The organism is Affinundibacterium seohonense (genome assembly GCF_014284305.1).
GTDB classification, from domain to species: domain Bacteria; phylum Pseudomonadota; class Gammaproteobacteria; order Burkholderiales; family Burkholderiaceae_D; genus Undibacterium; species Undibacterium seohonense.
This window is the reverse complement of sequence record NZ_JACOFW010000005.1, coordinates 112164-126337: the sequence shown is the minus strand read 5'-3', so window position 1 is coordinate 126337 and position 14174 is coordinate 112164. Positions and strand designations below refer to the sequence as shown.

13 protein-coding genes and 1 pseudogene are annotated in these 14174 nt (G+C 46.6%); 11 read left to right on the top strand and 3 right to left on the bottom strand.

The genetic code is table 11. The annotated features are described in order from the left end of the window. Entirely contained in the window at positions 1-963 is a 963-nt protein-coding gene (gene glyQ, locus H8K52_RS06555; protein WP_186922088.1) for a glycine--tRNA ligase subunit alpha, read from the bottom strand. A gap of 252 nt (positions 964-1215) precedes the next feature. Here glyQ and H8K52_RS06550 point away from each other — a divergent pair, with 252 nt between their 5' ends. The 7 genes and pseudogenes from H8K52_RS06550 (at position 1216) to H8K52_RS06520 (ending at position 9047) form a co-directional block, all read left to right on the top strand. Beyond that, positions 1216-2076 (top strand): c-type cytochrome, encoded by an 861-nt coding sequence (locus H8K52_RS06550; RefSeq protein ID WP_186922087.1) that lies wholly within the window; start codon positions 1216-1218, stop codon positions 2074-2076. Between the two features lie 195 nt (positions 2077-2271). Further along, the gene (locus H8K52_RS06545) at positions 2272-2625 is read left to right on the top strand and encodes a hypothetical protein (protein WP_186922086.1); all 354 of its coding nucleotides are present in this window, start codon (positions 2272-2274) and stop codon (positions 2623-2625) included. A 32-nt stretch (positions 2626-2657) separates the two neighbouring features. Then, the gene (locus H8K52_RS06540; RefSeq protein ID WP_186922085.1) at positions 2658-3431 is read left to right on the top strand and encodes a head GIN domain-containing protein; all 774 of its coding nucleotides are present in this window, start codon (positions 2658-2660) and stop codon (positions 3429-3431) included. 192 nt (positions 3432-3623) lie between these two features. Next, positions 3624-4306, top strand: a pseudogene (locus tag H8K52_RS06535) (ABC transporter substrate-binding protein). 34 nt (positions 4307-4340) lie between these two features. Further along, positions 4341-4952, top strand: a complete 612-nt coding sequence (locus H8K52_RS06530) for a 3'-5' exonuclease (protein ID WP_186922084.1) — start codon at positions 4341-4343, stop codon at positions 4950-4952. Between the two features lie 164 nt (positions 4953-5116). Further along, positions 5117-5890: a hypothetical protein gene (locus H8K52_RS06525; RefSeq protein ID WP_246464328.1), complete on the top strand. Its 774-nt coding sequence runs from the start codon at positions 5117-5119 to the stop codon at positions 5888-5890. 34 nt (positions 5891-5924) lie between these two features. Continuing rightward, positions 5925-9047 (top strand): S9 family peptidase, encoded by a 3123-nt coding sequence (locus H8K52_RS06520; protein WP_186922083.1) that lies wholly within the window; start codon positions 5925-5927, stop codon positions 9045-9047. Positions 9048-9156: 109 nt separating this feature from the next. On the opposite strand, the gene H8K52_RS06515 is transcribed toward H8K52_RS06520, so the two are convergent. Together H8K52_RS06515 and H8K52_RS06510 are read right to left on the bottom strand one after the other, a co-directional pair. Then, entirely contained in the window at positions 9157-9690 is a 534-nt protein-coding gene (locus H8K52_RS06515; protein ID WP_186922082.1) for a DUF6265 family protein, read from the bottom strand. Between the two features lie 36 nt (positions 9691-9726). Further along, positions 9727-10869, bottom strand: coding sequence for a site-2 protease family protein (locus tag H8K52_RS06510; RefSeq protein WP_222613709.1), 1143 nt, complete (start codon positions 10867-10869; stop codon positions 9727-9729). Between the two features lie 286 nt (positions 10870-11155). Here H8K52_RS06510 and H8K52_RS21230 point away from each other — a divergent pair, with 286 nt between their 5' ends. The 4 genes from H8K52_RS21230 (at position 11156) to H8K52_RS06495 (ending at position 13989) form a co-directional block, all read left to right on the top strand. After that, positions 11156-11494, top strand: a complete 339-nt coding sequence (locus H8K52_RS21230) for a hypothetical protein (RefSeq protein WP_246464326.1) — start codon at positions 11156-11158, stop codon at positions 11492-11494. Next, positions 11392-12489: an APC family permease gene (locus H8K52_RS06505; RefSeq protein WP_343044145.1), complete on the top strand. Its 1098-nt coding sequence runs from the start codon at positions 11392-11394 to the stop codon at positions 12487-12489. Before H8K52_RS21230 ends, H8K52_RS06505 begins: the two co-directional genes overlap by 103 nt. A 156-nt stretch (positions 12490-12645) precedes the next feature. Beyond that, positions 12646-13011, top strand: coding sequence for a hypothetical protein (locus H8K52_RS06500; protein ID WP_186922081.1), 366 nt, complete (start codon positions 12646-12648; stop codon positions 13009-13011). Positions 13012-13419: 408 nt separating this feature from the next. Then, positions 13420-13989 carry a hypothetical protein gene (locus tag H8K52_RS06495; RefSeq protein WP_186922080.1) on the top strand — a complete coding sequence of 190 codons (570 nt, stop codon included), beginning with the start codon at positions 13420-13422 and terminating at the stop codon, positions 13987-13989. The last annotated feature ends 185 nt before the right edge of the window (positions 13990-14174 follow it).

The following is a 14174-nucleotide window of genomic DNA, read 5'->3' as shown; positions in this document are numbered from 1 at the left end:
TTAAGCGGCTGCTGTTGTTGTAGTGATTGCAGGCTTATGTTTGTCATCCGCGGCACACATAGGGAAACCGAGTTTTTCGCGGGAGGCATAGTAGGCAGCGGCGACAGCGCGTGACAGATTACGAATACGTCCGATATAGGCAGCACGCTCCGTCACCGAGATCGCGCCACGCGCATCAAGTAAGTTGAAGGTGTGCGCAGCTTTTAAAATCATTTCGTAAGCAGGTAAAGCTAAAGATTTTTCTTCGACGTTTTCTGTAATTTCCAATAAACGCTTCGCTTCGGATTCGTAGTTGGTGAACAAAGAAAACAAGAAATCTGTATTGGAATATTCAAAGTTAAAAGTTGATTGCTCAACTTCGTTTTGATGAAACACATCGCCATAAGACAAACGCACAGTCTTGCCGTTTTCTTCGCGTTCAGTCCAGACCAGATCGTAGACGTTTTCCACGCCTTGCAAATACATCGCCAGACGTTCGATACCATAAGTGATTTCACCAAGAATCGGTTTGCAGTCAATCCCGCCAACTTGTTGGAAATAAGTGAACTGCGTCACTTCCATGCCGTTCAACCAGACTTCCCAACCCAAGCCCCAAGCACCCAGAGTTGGATTTTCCCAATCATCTTCGACAAAGCGGATATCGTTTTGTTGCAAATCGAGACCCAAAGCTTTCAAAGAGCCGAGGTAAAGATCGAGAATGTTTTCTGGTGCTGGCTTCAATACGACTTGATATTGATAGTAGTGCTGCAAGCGATTCGGGTTCTCGCCATAACGACCATCTTTCGGGCGACGTGATGGCTGTACGTAGGCAGCGCGCCATGGTTCTGGACCAATCGCACGTAAAAAAGTACCCGTGTGCGAAGTGCCCGCACCCACTTCCATATCAATTGGTTGTAACAGGGCGCAACCTTGTTTGTCCCAATAGTCTTGCAATGTCAAAATAATTTGTTGAAAAGTGAGCATAGCTCTTCTACCTTTTTTGCTGGATGGTGACTTAATTGACTCGTGCAAGCATCGATTTTCTGCACGAAATTAAGGATTTTATAAACCTTTGATTTTAACCTTTTTTTGCGGTGCGGCCATGGCTTTGACTGAGCTTTTCGCTCTAAAACTAGGCTTTTTGGGCGTTCGTTGGGTACTAAATCGATTCAATAAGATTTTTCCCCGCTTTGGCCTATACTTTTGTCTTTCATTGACATGCTTAGGGAGTTGGCGATGCACATACGGATTTCTTCGTGTATTGGCGTGGTATTGGTTTGGGTATTGTCGAATCTCTTGGTACCAGTGAGCGCGGCACAAGAACCGGTCTTGGAGGTGAGAAATGGCGAGCACTTGAAACTTTGGACCCGTTCGGCGCTGTTGGCCGAGGCGGTAGAGATACAGATAGATAAGGATTCTGCATACAAACGGCGCATGACTTATCGTGCGGTGCCTTACGCTAAGTTGATGCCGCAAGTGGAGCAGCATGTGTCGGTGCAATTTGTGGCATCGGATGGGTTTGTGGCGAATATTAGTGGTAAAGATTTAGCAGGAAAAGGGCAGGCCTACGTCGCCATAGAAACTGCTGAGCAGAGCTGGCCTGCGGTGAATCCAGATAATCCTCATAAGAGCGCGAGTGCAGGGCCTTTTTACCTGGTCTGGCTGACGCCAGAGGCTGGCAATATCAGCAATGAACAATGGCCATATCAAGTCGCAAAGATTAGCGTCACCCTGACTTTGTCGGAGCGCTATCCACAAATTGTTCCTAAATTGACGCCCTCAGCGACGACGGCGCAGATGAGTCAAGCAAAGCTCGCCGTGAAAGGCATGCAGGTGTACACAAAACATTGTGCTGTGTGCCATACGATCAATGGCGGTGGCGACGCGTCTATTGGACCGGATTTGAATCTACCTTTTAATCCGACTGAGTATTTTCAAGAAGCGTATTTGCGTAAGCTGATTCGTGATCCCGCCTCAGTGCGTCGTTGGAAGCTCGCTGTGATGCCAGGCTTTGATCGTCAAATAATTTCTGAGGATGATTTACAGAATTTATTGGTGTATTTAACACTAATGGCCAAGCAACGCGATCCGAAATAGCACTTGAATTAGGGTGTTTTAGACGCAAACTGCACTTTATTCCCCCGTTTTTGCAGTCTGTCGCAATTCGATGGAAGCGCCGAGCACTGCTGCCTACACTAGCATCATCGGATCAGCACTTGTTGGTTCTTAAGTCGAAGTCATTGAGTTGTAACTGCGTTGTTACTGAGTTGTTATATAAAAAGGGGAAATAAAATGAAAACTAATAATCGCAATATTTTTATCGCCATCGCTATTATCTTGAGTTTGCTCTTCATTAGCTATTTATCTATCGATGCTTCTCACATCGTGATTGATGGGGAAGAAATTGGCGACTTTGGTGGATTTACCGGATTTTTGATTGCATGTGTGGTTGGCTTTTGTGCTTTGTTCTTTGCATTGAGTATTACTGGAATTGTGTTGGCAGTGGTCGCTCTGGTCTTGGTGGTCGTGTTAGGTGCAGTATTAGGTTCGTTTGCACTTGCCTTGTTGCCTTTGCTGATTCCTTTCTTGATTTTGTATGGTTTGTTCGCCTTGATTACGCGTAACTCACGTAAAAAAGTTGCTTAATCAAGTCGCCTTAGCCCTTATTGGAGAATCTCATGTCTACCTTGAATTTAGCTCGTCGATTACATACTGCTAGCATCGCCATTGCATTGGTCGCCAGCGCTGGGGTGTCGTTGCCAGCATCTGCAAACTGGAGTAATTGGTGGAGCAAGGGAGTGGAAGGCTCAGGTAAGCTTGTCAAGCAAGAACATGCCGTCAAAGACTTCCGTGCGATACAAATTTCGGTTCCAGGTAAAGTCGAATTGAAGCAAGGTTCGTCCGAATCGGTGCAAATTGAAACTGATGACAATATTCAAGGACTGCTGGAAGTTGTCGTGGAAGGCAGTACCTTGAAAATTCGTTCGAAAGAAAAAAATGTCTATCCCAAAACACGTAATTTGGTGATCGTGGTGAATTTCAAGGATATCGATGATTTTGCTTTAGAGAGTTCTGGTAGCGTTAAGAGCGACAAAATCGTCGGGCATGACTTGCGGTTACGCATAGGTGGCTCAGGGGAGATGGAAGTCAATGATTTGCGAGCAGAGTCACTCAAGGTAGCAATTGGTGGTAGTGGTAATTTCACCGCACGTGGCAATGTGCCGCAAGTCTCTGGTTCGATTGGTGGCTCAGGTGAATTGAATTTAGCCAAGTTGGCGGCGAAGGACGTGCGTATTAGTATTGGTGGGTCTGGTTCAGTACAAACTTGGGTGACAGACAATCTGAACGTCAATATCGGTGGCTCTGGAAAGGTCAGTTATTATGGCGACCCGCGTGTCAGCAAGTCTATTGGTGGATCGGGTAGCGTTACCCGTAAAGGCTCCCAGCCTTAATCTAATCCATTGCACCGGGTAAGAACCAAAGGCGATTAAATGATCGCCTTTTTGCTTTCTATTGCCGGCAGGTGCTAGCGTTGCACTTTTTAGCATGAATCACTATCATGTTGCTCATGTCTCAACTTCCTACTTTTGCTGACCGTAGAGTCGCGCCTGTCCAATGCAATGTTGCAAAGGTGAGGTGCTCATTTGCTCAAAGCGTTGCTTCCAGCTTTTGAAGCGGATAATAAGCTCAAAGTTCACGTCATTGCCGTCGGTAGCGGTAAGGCTTTAGAGTTGGCCAAAAATGGTGATGTTGATGTCGCGTTGGTGCATGCACGTGAAGCAGAGGATCAGTTTGTCGCCGCCGTGCATGGCGTGAACATGCGCGACGTGATGTTTAATGATTTTGTCATTATTGGTCCTGAAGCAGATCCAGCTGGTTTAAAAAAAGAAAAAGATTTACTCGCGGCATTGAAGCGACTCGTCGAAATGAAGTCGCGCTTCATTTCAAGGGGAGATAATTCAGGTACTGATCAAATGGAGCAAAAATACTGGAAACAGCTAGGGGATAAACCTAGGGGAAGTGCTTATGTTTCGGCAGGTTTGGGCATGGGTGAGGTATTGAGCATGGCTGCAGAGATGCAGGCCTACACTTTGAGTGATCGGCCACTTTTGCTGCGTACAAAGCGAAAACAGGACTGCAAATTGTAGTGCAGTCTGATCCGCGTATGCTCAATCCCTATGGCATTATCGTCGTCAATCCGGCTAAGCATCCCGACATCAAAAATGCCGCGGTAATGAAATTAATACTATGGCTTACTTCTGATGCAGGAAAGAAGAAAATCGCTGAATTTAGAGCTAATGCCGAGCAAGTGTTCTTTCCGTATTAGACAAAAAATGCTGACAAGGGCGCAGAAAGACAATATGACTGAAGAAGTAACTAAGGAAGTAACTAAGGAAGTAATTTTGCCAGCTTATCCTGGCATCGCTCTGGCGCAGATATGTGTAGTCAGTAATGAGGAGCAGCTGGCGGCTGCAAGGCAAGATCTGATGCAGGCTAAGGTCTTGGGATATGACACCGAGTCGAAGCCGGTCTTCACGGTAGGCCAGCGTTCAGATGGCCCGCACTTAATTCAATTGGCGACGGAGACGCGAGCGTATCTATTTCCTATCGTGAATGCTGCGCAAATTGCTTTGTGTCAGAGCGTTTTGAAAGATGTTTTAGAGTCAACGCAGATTCGTAAAGTGGGATTTGGTTTGTCCGATGATAATCAGATGTTGCGAAACAAATTGGCGATCAATATCACCAACGTTCTCGACCTTTCGCGTAGCCTCAGTGATAGTCGTAAAAAGCAGATGGGCGCAAAACGCGCTGTTGAAAAATATTTTGGACAGGTGTTACAAAAGTCCAAGCGAGTTTCCACATCGAACTGGGCGACTGAGCATTTGCATGAGCGCCAGCTAAAATATGCTGCCGATGATGCGCAGTCAGCCCTCTTGGTTTATCTTGCCGCGACCGCACAATCGACTGTGTAGATAGTCTTAGTATCATCGCCTTGATTTTCGCCCGTGTTGCGAGTGATGTCACGAGATTTCATCCACATGCAAACCAGTAAAAATGAACTCACTTTGTAAAAAGTGGTCTTAGTCCCTTTGGTTTGTTGTAAAAAATTTTTCAACTTGAACAATAAGGGATTTCCATGTCAAGTCGACAGCAATTAATCGCGGGTGCAGGCTTAATCTGCCTTAGCACATATTTTAACCTCGCCCACGCTGACGGTTTAATCGATCTGAAGGCAGCGTTAGCGCGCTTGCAGGGGCAGACGCCATTGAAGGCGTTGGTGGAAGCAAAGACTTGGAATCGCCAAGGAGAAGGCAAAGAAGCCGAAGAAACTCATGGTCTGGCTTCTGTCAGCGTGGAGGAAACGCCACGTGGTTTGCAAGTGCTATACAGTAAAGATATGTTGGCAAAACTAGAGTCAGAAGAACGTCAAAAAGAAGCTGATAAAAAAGCCAAGACGCCAACGTTATCTGCGCTCAACGAAGTCAATTCTTCGTCCTTGCGGCCGATGATTTCTGCCGCTGGCGGTTTGAGCCGCAGCCTTGAGAAAGCTAATTTCAAAAGTGAAAAAATGGATGCCTACAACGGCAAACCGGCTCGCCTACTGAGCTTTGATTTATCCATGGATAAGCTGGGCGAAAAAGAGCGTAAATACATGAAGAAATTTGACGGGCAAATTCATGTTTGGATTGCCTCTGATGGTACGCCTTTGGCTAGCAAGACAAGTCAGGTGGTATCCGGACGCGCTTTTGTCGTGATTAGTTTCGAAATGAAAAGCGAAGAAGAATGGGTGTATGCCACGGTCGGAGATCGTTTAGTCGCCCTAAAAAAAGAGAGTAAAAATAGCGGTTCAGGTATGGGTGAAAAAGGTGAGGGAAAAGTGACTAAGACCTTGCAACTTCAAACCCTGTAATCGACCTATCAACGCGAATTATCAAGGAGAAATCATGTATCTCATCAATCAACAGACCGTATCGCGTCTTACTTCAAATTACCTGGCACGTCCTGTCAGTGCATTAGTGATTGTCTCATCTCTATGCGCTGCAAGTGTGCCGCAAACGTTGATGGCGCAAGAACGCACCACGAAGCTTAACAGCGCAGTGGCTGGCGCGACAGCAGAAAAAAAACTCATCACCTACGATATCTATGCCAATTGGCGCAGCATACAAAATGCGACTTTAAGTCGTGATGGCGTGTGGGCTGCTTATGCCTTGGTCGGACAAGAGTCTGACGGCGAAATCGTCGTGAAAAATGTGCGCGATGGTAAAGAATGGCGCGCGCCGCGCGGCCATACACCAGTGTTTAGTTATGACGGAAGATATGTCGCTTTCGCCGTTGCGCCGACCCGTGTCGAATTAAATAAAGCGAAGAAAGAGAAATTAAAACCGGAGGACGCACCGAAGCCGGGTGTCGGTGTGATTGATTTACAAACGGGTAAATTGGAAGTCATTGAACGAGTCAAACGCTTTAGTTTTCCTGAAGAGGGACACCACAATTTAGCAGTGTTGTTAGAAGCGCCGAAGGAAGCGAAGAAAGACGTGAAAAAAGAGGGCGATACGCCTGCTAAGGACGAAGATCAATTCCCGGATGAATCAATTGATGTTGATCAAGCCGTAGCTGCTGCCTCGGCCAATGCCCCCGCCGCGAAGAAGAAAGATGTTGGCACCGAATTGATCGTGTGGGATTTGGATACCAATACGCGGCAAACGATCAAACATGTGTGGGAAGCGAGCTGGAATAAAAGTGGAACCATGTTGGCATACTCAATCGCCTTAAAAGACGTGGTGACGAAAGATAACAAGGCAGCACCGAATGACAAGCCGGACGAGGGCTCCGTAGCAGCAAAAACGGATACAACTGTTCAGGCAGATCCTCAGGTATCGGAGGGTGTTTATCTGTTCAATCACCTTACCAAAGAAACTAAGCCGCTCATCGTTGGTGCCGGTAGTTACAAGCACATGCGTTTTGATGAAGTTGGCGAACAATTCGCCGTACTGACAAATCGAGATCAATTAGCGAAAAAGAAAAAAGCGGCAGAAAGTAAAAGCGCCGATGCCAATTCTGACAGCAATGTTTTTAGTCTGTACTACTGGAAATTAGACAGCGCAAAAAGCTATGTGTTAAACGCTGATTCCAATGGCATGACCAAAGGCTGGACGCCGAGTGAACATGCGGATTTGAGTTTTAGCAAAGATGGGCAGCGTCTGTTTTTGAGTACGGCAGAACTGCCGAAAGTCACGCCAAAAAATGCACCAGAGCCAATGAAGGTCGATCTTTGGCATTGGAAAGATCCCGATTTGCAGTCCATGCAAAAAGCTAATGTAGAACGAGATAAGCAAAAGTCCTATCGTGCAGTAATGCATCTTGCAGATGGCAAATTTGTGCAGCTTGCCAATACGCTGATTCCGCAGGTGATGGTCAATGACAATGCCCAATTTGCGATGGGACTGAGTAGTTTGCCCTATCGCCAGTTGTTGTCTTGGGACAGTCTATATTACGATGCCTACGTTGTTGATTTGCAGAGTGGTCAAGCCAAAATGCTGATAGAGAAAACGCGCTTTATGCCGCAGTTTTCGCCAGCAGGAAACTACCTCATTAATTTTGATTCTGACAAAAGCGTGTGGTACTCCTACGCGATGCAAGATGGTAAGAAAAGTAATTTGACGAGCCATATCAAAACGCAATTCGAAGACCAACAACGTGATACGCCAGAACCGAAGAATGCCTTTGGTGTAGCAGGCTGGACAGCCAATGATGCCAGTGTCGTGTTATACGATCAGTTTGATTTGTGGGAGGTGAATTTGCAAACCAAAGCGACTCGCAATCTGAGCGCGGGATTTGGGCGCAAAAATCAATTGGAATTACGCTACGTGCATTTAGGTGATCGTCGTCAAACGCCACAAACCACGGCACTTCCTTCTGACGCACCTTGGATATTGGCGGCCACGCATGACACAAATCAATCGACTGGTTACTACCGTATTGATCCGAAGTCGCCAGTACCTATGGAACCAACGCGCTTGATTCATGCGGATAAAGCCATCGCTGATTTGAGCAAGGCAAAAGACAGCGACACGATTTTATTTACCCAGCAAACATTCACCGAGTTTCCCGATTTATGGAGCGCCGATTTGACTTTTAGCGCACCGAAAAAAATCAGCTTCGCTAATCCGCAGCAAGCGCAGTACAACTGGGGAACGCAAGAGACCATTGAATACACCAGCGCCGATGGTAAAAAACTCAAAGCCTTATTAGCCAAACCTGAGAATTTTGATCCTAAGAAAAAATATCCGATGATGGTCTACATCTACGAAAAGATGACAGACAATTTGCATCGTTTCGTGTCACCAGCACCAGCACAAAATATTAACGTCACGCGTTATGTCAGCAATGGTTATATCGTGTTGCGTCCTGATATTGTGTACAAGACCGGTTACCCTGGTAAGAGCGCTTTAGATACGGTCGTGCCAGCGGTTCAACAAGTGATTGCCAAGGGCTATGTTGATCCTAAGCGTGTCGGTATTCAGGGACACAGCTGGGGTGCGTACCAGATCAGTTACATGATTACGCGTACGAATATTTTCCGCGCTGCCGAAGCTGGTGCGTCGATGGCGAATATGGTTAGTGGTTACGGCGGCATCCGCTGGGGCGCTGGTGTCAGCCGTGCTTTTCAATATGAAAAACAACAAAGCCGTATAGGTGGTACGCCATGGGATAGCACCGCGAAATACGTAGAAAATTCACCGATTTTCGCGATCGATAAAGTACAGACGCCATTTTTGACGATCCATAACGATGATGATGATGCTGTACCTTGGTATCAAGCGATTGAGTTCTTTACCGCTTTGCGTCGTTTGAATAAGGAAGCGTATTGGTTCAACTACAACGGCGAAAAACATGGCCTGCGTGAGCGTGACAATATGAAACACTTCACTGTGCATATGAACGAATTTTTCGATCACTACTTATTGAACAAACCGCGCCCTGAATGGATGGATAAACCTGTACCGTATTTGGAACGCGGTAAGCGTGATGTGATGGGACAGTTTGTGCCGGTAAAGTCGGAATAGGAGAATGTTCTATCGTCGTGTCGGATTGCCTCCGGCACGACTGCACATAGGAAACCTCGGATGCTATCTAATCAGTGTTGAAGTTGTTACGGGTTTGCGAAGAGATGAGTTACTGCGGCATGCGTTTGAATACATAATCCTCTTGCCAGACTACCGCGCCATCACGGATTTTTCTGATCTGTGCAATCATGCTGAGCGGACTTAAATTTGTATAAATTACGGTCGTGCCAGTTTCCGCATCGATGCCTTCACAAAGCAATTTTTCTCCATCCGCTTGCACAACTTTGAGGCGCAGTGGCTGATCTTTGCCGCGCGTTGCTTTTTCTATTGCCGGGCCAAAAAATCGTAAGCGCAATAGGTAGTCATTGTCTTGTTTTTCGATAAGCAATAACTCGACCGCTTTGCTGCGGTTTTCTTCTACGCTACGGGATATGCCAAGTAAAGAATCTCCCGCTAACGACCAATGTTCATCGATCGTTTGTTTCCCTTGGCTAGACTGCCAATCGCCCACGATCCAGCGCAGGTTTTGTAAATCGATCCCTGCGACTGTGGGTCTTGCGTGCTCCTGTGCGTTTGCATGGACAGGGAGAAAACCGCAAAGCATTAATGCGGTGCAAATGATAATCGCACGCAGACTAGCCATTATTTTCTCCCTGTTGTGTTCAGATCTTGTTGATGTTTAACTTCGCAGAATCTTCATCGGTGTCGATAAAACTTCATCACCACTATGGGCGAAATACCACATGATTGCGACCAAGGCGGCGACCGTGATCACATACCAGATGCTTGAGAAAATCTGTCCATAACGATCCAGCGGCAACAGATGACTTTGATGACGCAACTTCCATTCCATCGCAATTTCAACGGTACCGATGAGCATAAAGAAAGCCAGAAAACTTAATCCCAAGGTGTAGCTACCGAAAATACCGATTGCCGATCCAATTGCCATCGCCACCAAGCCAAATTTACCATTGATGGAAAAGCCTATGCTCTTGAGAATATGACCACCATCCAAGGGCAAGATAGGTAGCAAGTTAATCAAATTAATTAGGGCATTGAAATTCGCTAGTCCGGCAAAGAAAATATTCCCCGTCATCCAGTACACCAGCATTAAGACCAGTGACAGTAGTAGACCAAACACCGGTCCCATAATCGAGATCGTCACATCCTGCCAACGCGTATTAATTTTATCGTCCGATAACGCCAGACCGCCCAGAAATGGAATGATGTAAATGCCCTTGGTTTTCATCCCGAAATATTGCATGGCACGAATATGTCCATACTCATGCACCATCAGGCAAGCGATCAATGCGACAGCAAATTGAAATGAGAACAACCAAGAATAGGCCGCTAGACTCGCACCAGCCAACAAGACTTTGATGATCTTGGCACTTTTGAGTAATTTAAATCCGAGTGAGGCCAGTCCGAGTAAGCTGAATTTTTGTGGCGCCACCACTTCAACGGTACGCACCTGCCTCTCGATATCTTTGGTGTCTCGCTTGCCTTCGGCGACCATCTCATCGTTCACTAACAGACGATAGGTGATGGAAAACGGTTGCCATTGAAGATCACTCTCGAGGCGAATGATCAGCGTCTTGGTGATTGGCGACGGCGTAATCGCACTATCATTTGCACCCATATCTTGATTCTCGGCGCCAGATGTCACCCGTACTTCAAATTCATGCGCATGTAAGCCTTCATTGTCAGCACTGGCATTTTTTTGTGAGACTAAGTTGTTATCCCAAAATAATTGTTGCCAACCCGCCAGTGAGCCTTCCAGTCTGAGCGGCTTGCCCAGACAATCGATATTTAATAGTTCCAATTTGTTTCCAATTACCAAATAAAAAAGTAGTTCAATAGACGCGAATTCTATTAGATATTAGCCTTTCTTTCTGGGATTTTTTTCCTTGGCGATGTCAGGACAATGGCCTTGCAATCGTGATGGCGTGCTTTGGTGATACTTGACGCTTCGATTCTTGTGATGTCATTTACCAACAAAACGCGACTTTACTGGTCGCGGTGTGGTGAAGCCAGTAGCATGCACAGACTGCCGCTTTTATTCATATTGCCTCGGTCTGCTAAAGGCAATGACTTTTCAAGGAAAACCCGTGTCTTCAAAAAATCAAAACAAACCGATGGGTTTTTGGATGTGTACGGCACTCATTATTGGCAATGTGATCGGCATGGGAATTTTTATGCTACCAGCCTCGCTCGCGCCATATGGGATGAATGCGTTCATCGGTTGGGCCGTCACTTTATTTGGCTGCATTTTTGTCGCGCACGTCTTTGCTAATTTTTTGCCCGGGCATTTCCTCAGGCCGACGGCCCCTATGCCTATACCAGAATCGCGTTTGGTAATGTTTTCGCCTTCTTTATTTTGTGGTGTTATTGGGTGTCGGTATGTATCACCAACTCGACATTGGCGATCGGTATCGTTGGCTATCTGAGTAGCCTGTTCCCGGCTATTGCAGCGACCTGGTATCTCGCTCCTGCTTTGGCAATTACCTTGATCTGGGTGTTTGTGCTGATCAATTTACGTGGTTTGCAAACCTCAGGGCAAGTGCAGTTGATGACGACGATTTTGAAATTACTGCCCATGCTTGCGGTGCTGGTGCTGGGCTTATATTTGTTGCTGGCAGATCCAGGTGTGTTTACTGCGCAATTGCCGCGTACGCCGATTAGTTTAGAAGCGAGTGCGGCGGCAGGAACGATTGCCTTATTCGCGATGCTAGGGGTCGAGAGTGCCACCATTCCTGCGGGTAAAGTCGTCGACCCTGAAACCACGATTCCCCGTGCCACGATGTTCGGTACCATCATTACCGCGTTAATTTATATCGGCGTATCGGCGATTCCGTTATTACTGATTCCGCAGGCGGAATTGACGGTATCGAATGCGCCTTTTGTTGATCTGTTTCATCGTTATCTGAATGCCGATGCTGGTATGTGGGTGGCCTTGTTTGTGATAATTAGTGGGCTGGGTGCATTGAATGGTTGGACCATGATCGCAGGTGAGATGACGGTGTCGATGGCGAATCATGGTGTCTTTCCAGAATTCTTAAAACAACAAAGTGCGCGTGGTGCGCCAGCAGCTGCTCTAATTCTCACCGGTATTTTGGCAAGCATTATGATTGCGATGAACTATAGTCGAAGCTTAGCTCAGGGATTTACCTTTTTAAGTGTGATGGTGACTGCCGCGAATATGCCTTTGTATTTGATCGCTGCTTTAGGCTTATTGAAATTATGGTATCTGCGTCGTCTAGACGGTCTTAGTCCGTCGTCGGTGATTTTACCGCTGGGCGCGGTACTGGCTAGTTTGTATTGTTTGTGGGTGTTTTATGGTGTTGGTGCGGAGTCCATGATGTGGGTATTGGTCTTGGGCGCGTTTAGTTTGCCGATCTTTTTCTTTATGCAGTATTGGCATAAACGTCAAAGGTCGGCGTGATCCTAGGTTTGCTTTCTACGCTTCAATCTGGAAAAGTCATTGCTCGATCAAAACAAAAAAATTTTCTGTGTGTGTCAACAGCTTTGCAAACCACCTCGTTATGGACACACGTAGCGATTTTCTACGGCACATACAAACTTTAAGATTGGAAGCAAAATGAAAAACTCAATGAACAAATTCATGATGACAGTTGCGGTTGCCACAATCACTATGGGCACAGCTATGGCACAAACCCCAGCGCCTGCAGCAAAAGTTGAAGCCGCAGCGGCAAGTAAAGCAGATTCAGCCAAAGCAGCAGCGCCTGCCGCATCAGCTAGCGCAGCAGCGAGTGCAGTGAAGGCGCCACGCGATGTTGCGACTGGTATGGCAAGTGGTAAGCGTCAGCACGCTCCTGTGACGAAATCTGGAGCGGCAGTGGGGGCAGCAGCAGCGTCTGCGGCGTCAGCAGCGCCAGCCGCAGCACCAGCTGCTCCTGCAGCGTCCGCGGCATCCGCAGCTTCGGCAGCTAGTAAAAAAATGTAATTGAATAATCGTTGAGGCCATGTAATTTGGCAGTAAATGAGAACCAATAGAAACGGCAGCTAAATCAAAATTAGCTGCCGTTTTCTATTGGTGCAACGACTCGTAGGATTTTATCAGTGAAGGATTTTCCTAAAAAAATCACACTTGTTTCTTTTAGGACTTGTTGATACCGCATGTTGTTGAAATTCGTGATTAATCGACTCCAGAATTAGAAATTAGGCAGTCAAAACGCTAGTCGAAGACACTCCTGCCCTTGCACCGCAAATACTGCAAAATTTAAATCGCAGAGTGAGGAGGAAATTCACGTATAGTGAGTATCCAATCTTCATGTGTCACACGCTTGGCACATCCGGTTCTTCATCCACGAAGAACAAATTTTTGTTTTGATCCTCACCTCAAGGATAATCTATGAATCCCAAGAAAATCGCAGCCTTAATGGACCTGTTGGTACTTACTTGCAGCCGTCAGTTCCGTTTTAATCCGCGCCGTGTCGCTGCCGATATGCGTTACAAGGGGACTCAGGGTGAGGGCAAACATTTGGTGCATGTGTTCAAAGATATTCATACCCAATCGCAGATAGATTTAGATTCGCGCTCGATGGCGATTCTGCGGGAACAGCATGGTGACACGCCACATTGGGATGATGCTGAAAAAATGCGTTATTGCCAAACCGATGCTGAAATGGATGCGGAGATTGCCGCCAAAAAGGCTAGGCTAGAAGCAGCTACCAGCAGTGCTTTGTATCAAAATTATAGGGAGCATTTGTTGTCGCACTTTAAAGGTAGTCCACAGTATGAAGAAGGAAGACCGGTAGCACGCGACGTGGCACGTGATTTGATCGCTGCACTCAGTACGGCCAACGATGCTCGTTTAGCCGAGTTCGCAACGCAAATGCAAACACAGGATATCGACCAATTAGCGCATTTATTGCTAGCGCCATGTCATATCGAACGGGCTACCTGGACTGCTACAATTTGATTTGCGCTAACCATCCTAACTTAATTCGACGGCTGTCTATGTAAGCGATTAGGAGTGATAGACTTAAAGGTAAACTCTGGACACCGGATCAAGTCCGGTGTGACCAGAAGAGGGTTGTGGGGGCGTCATTTACGCTCGAATAGAACTCGCGTCGATACCTTGGCTTTCAAGGGAAAGAAGTGTTA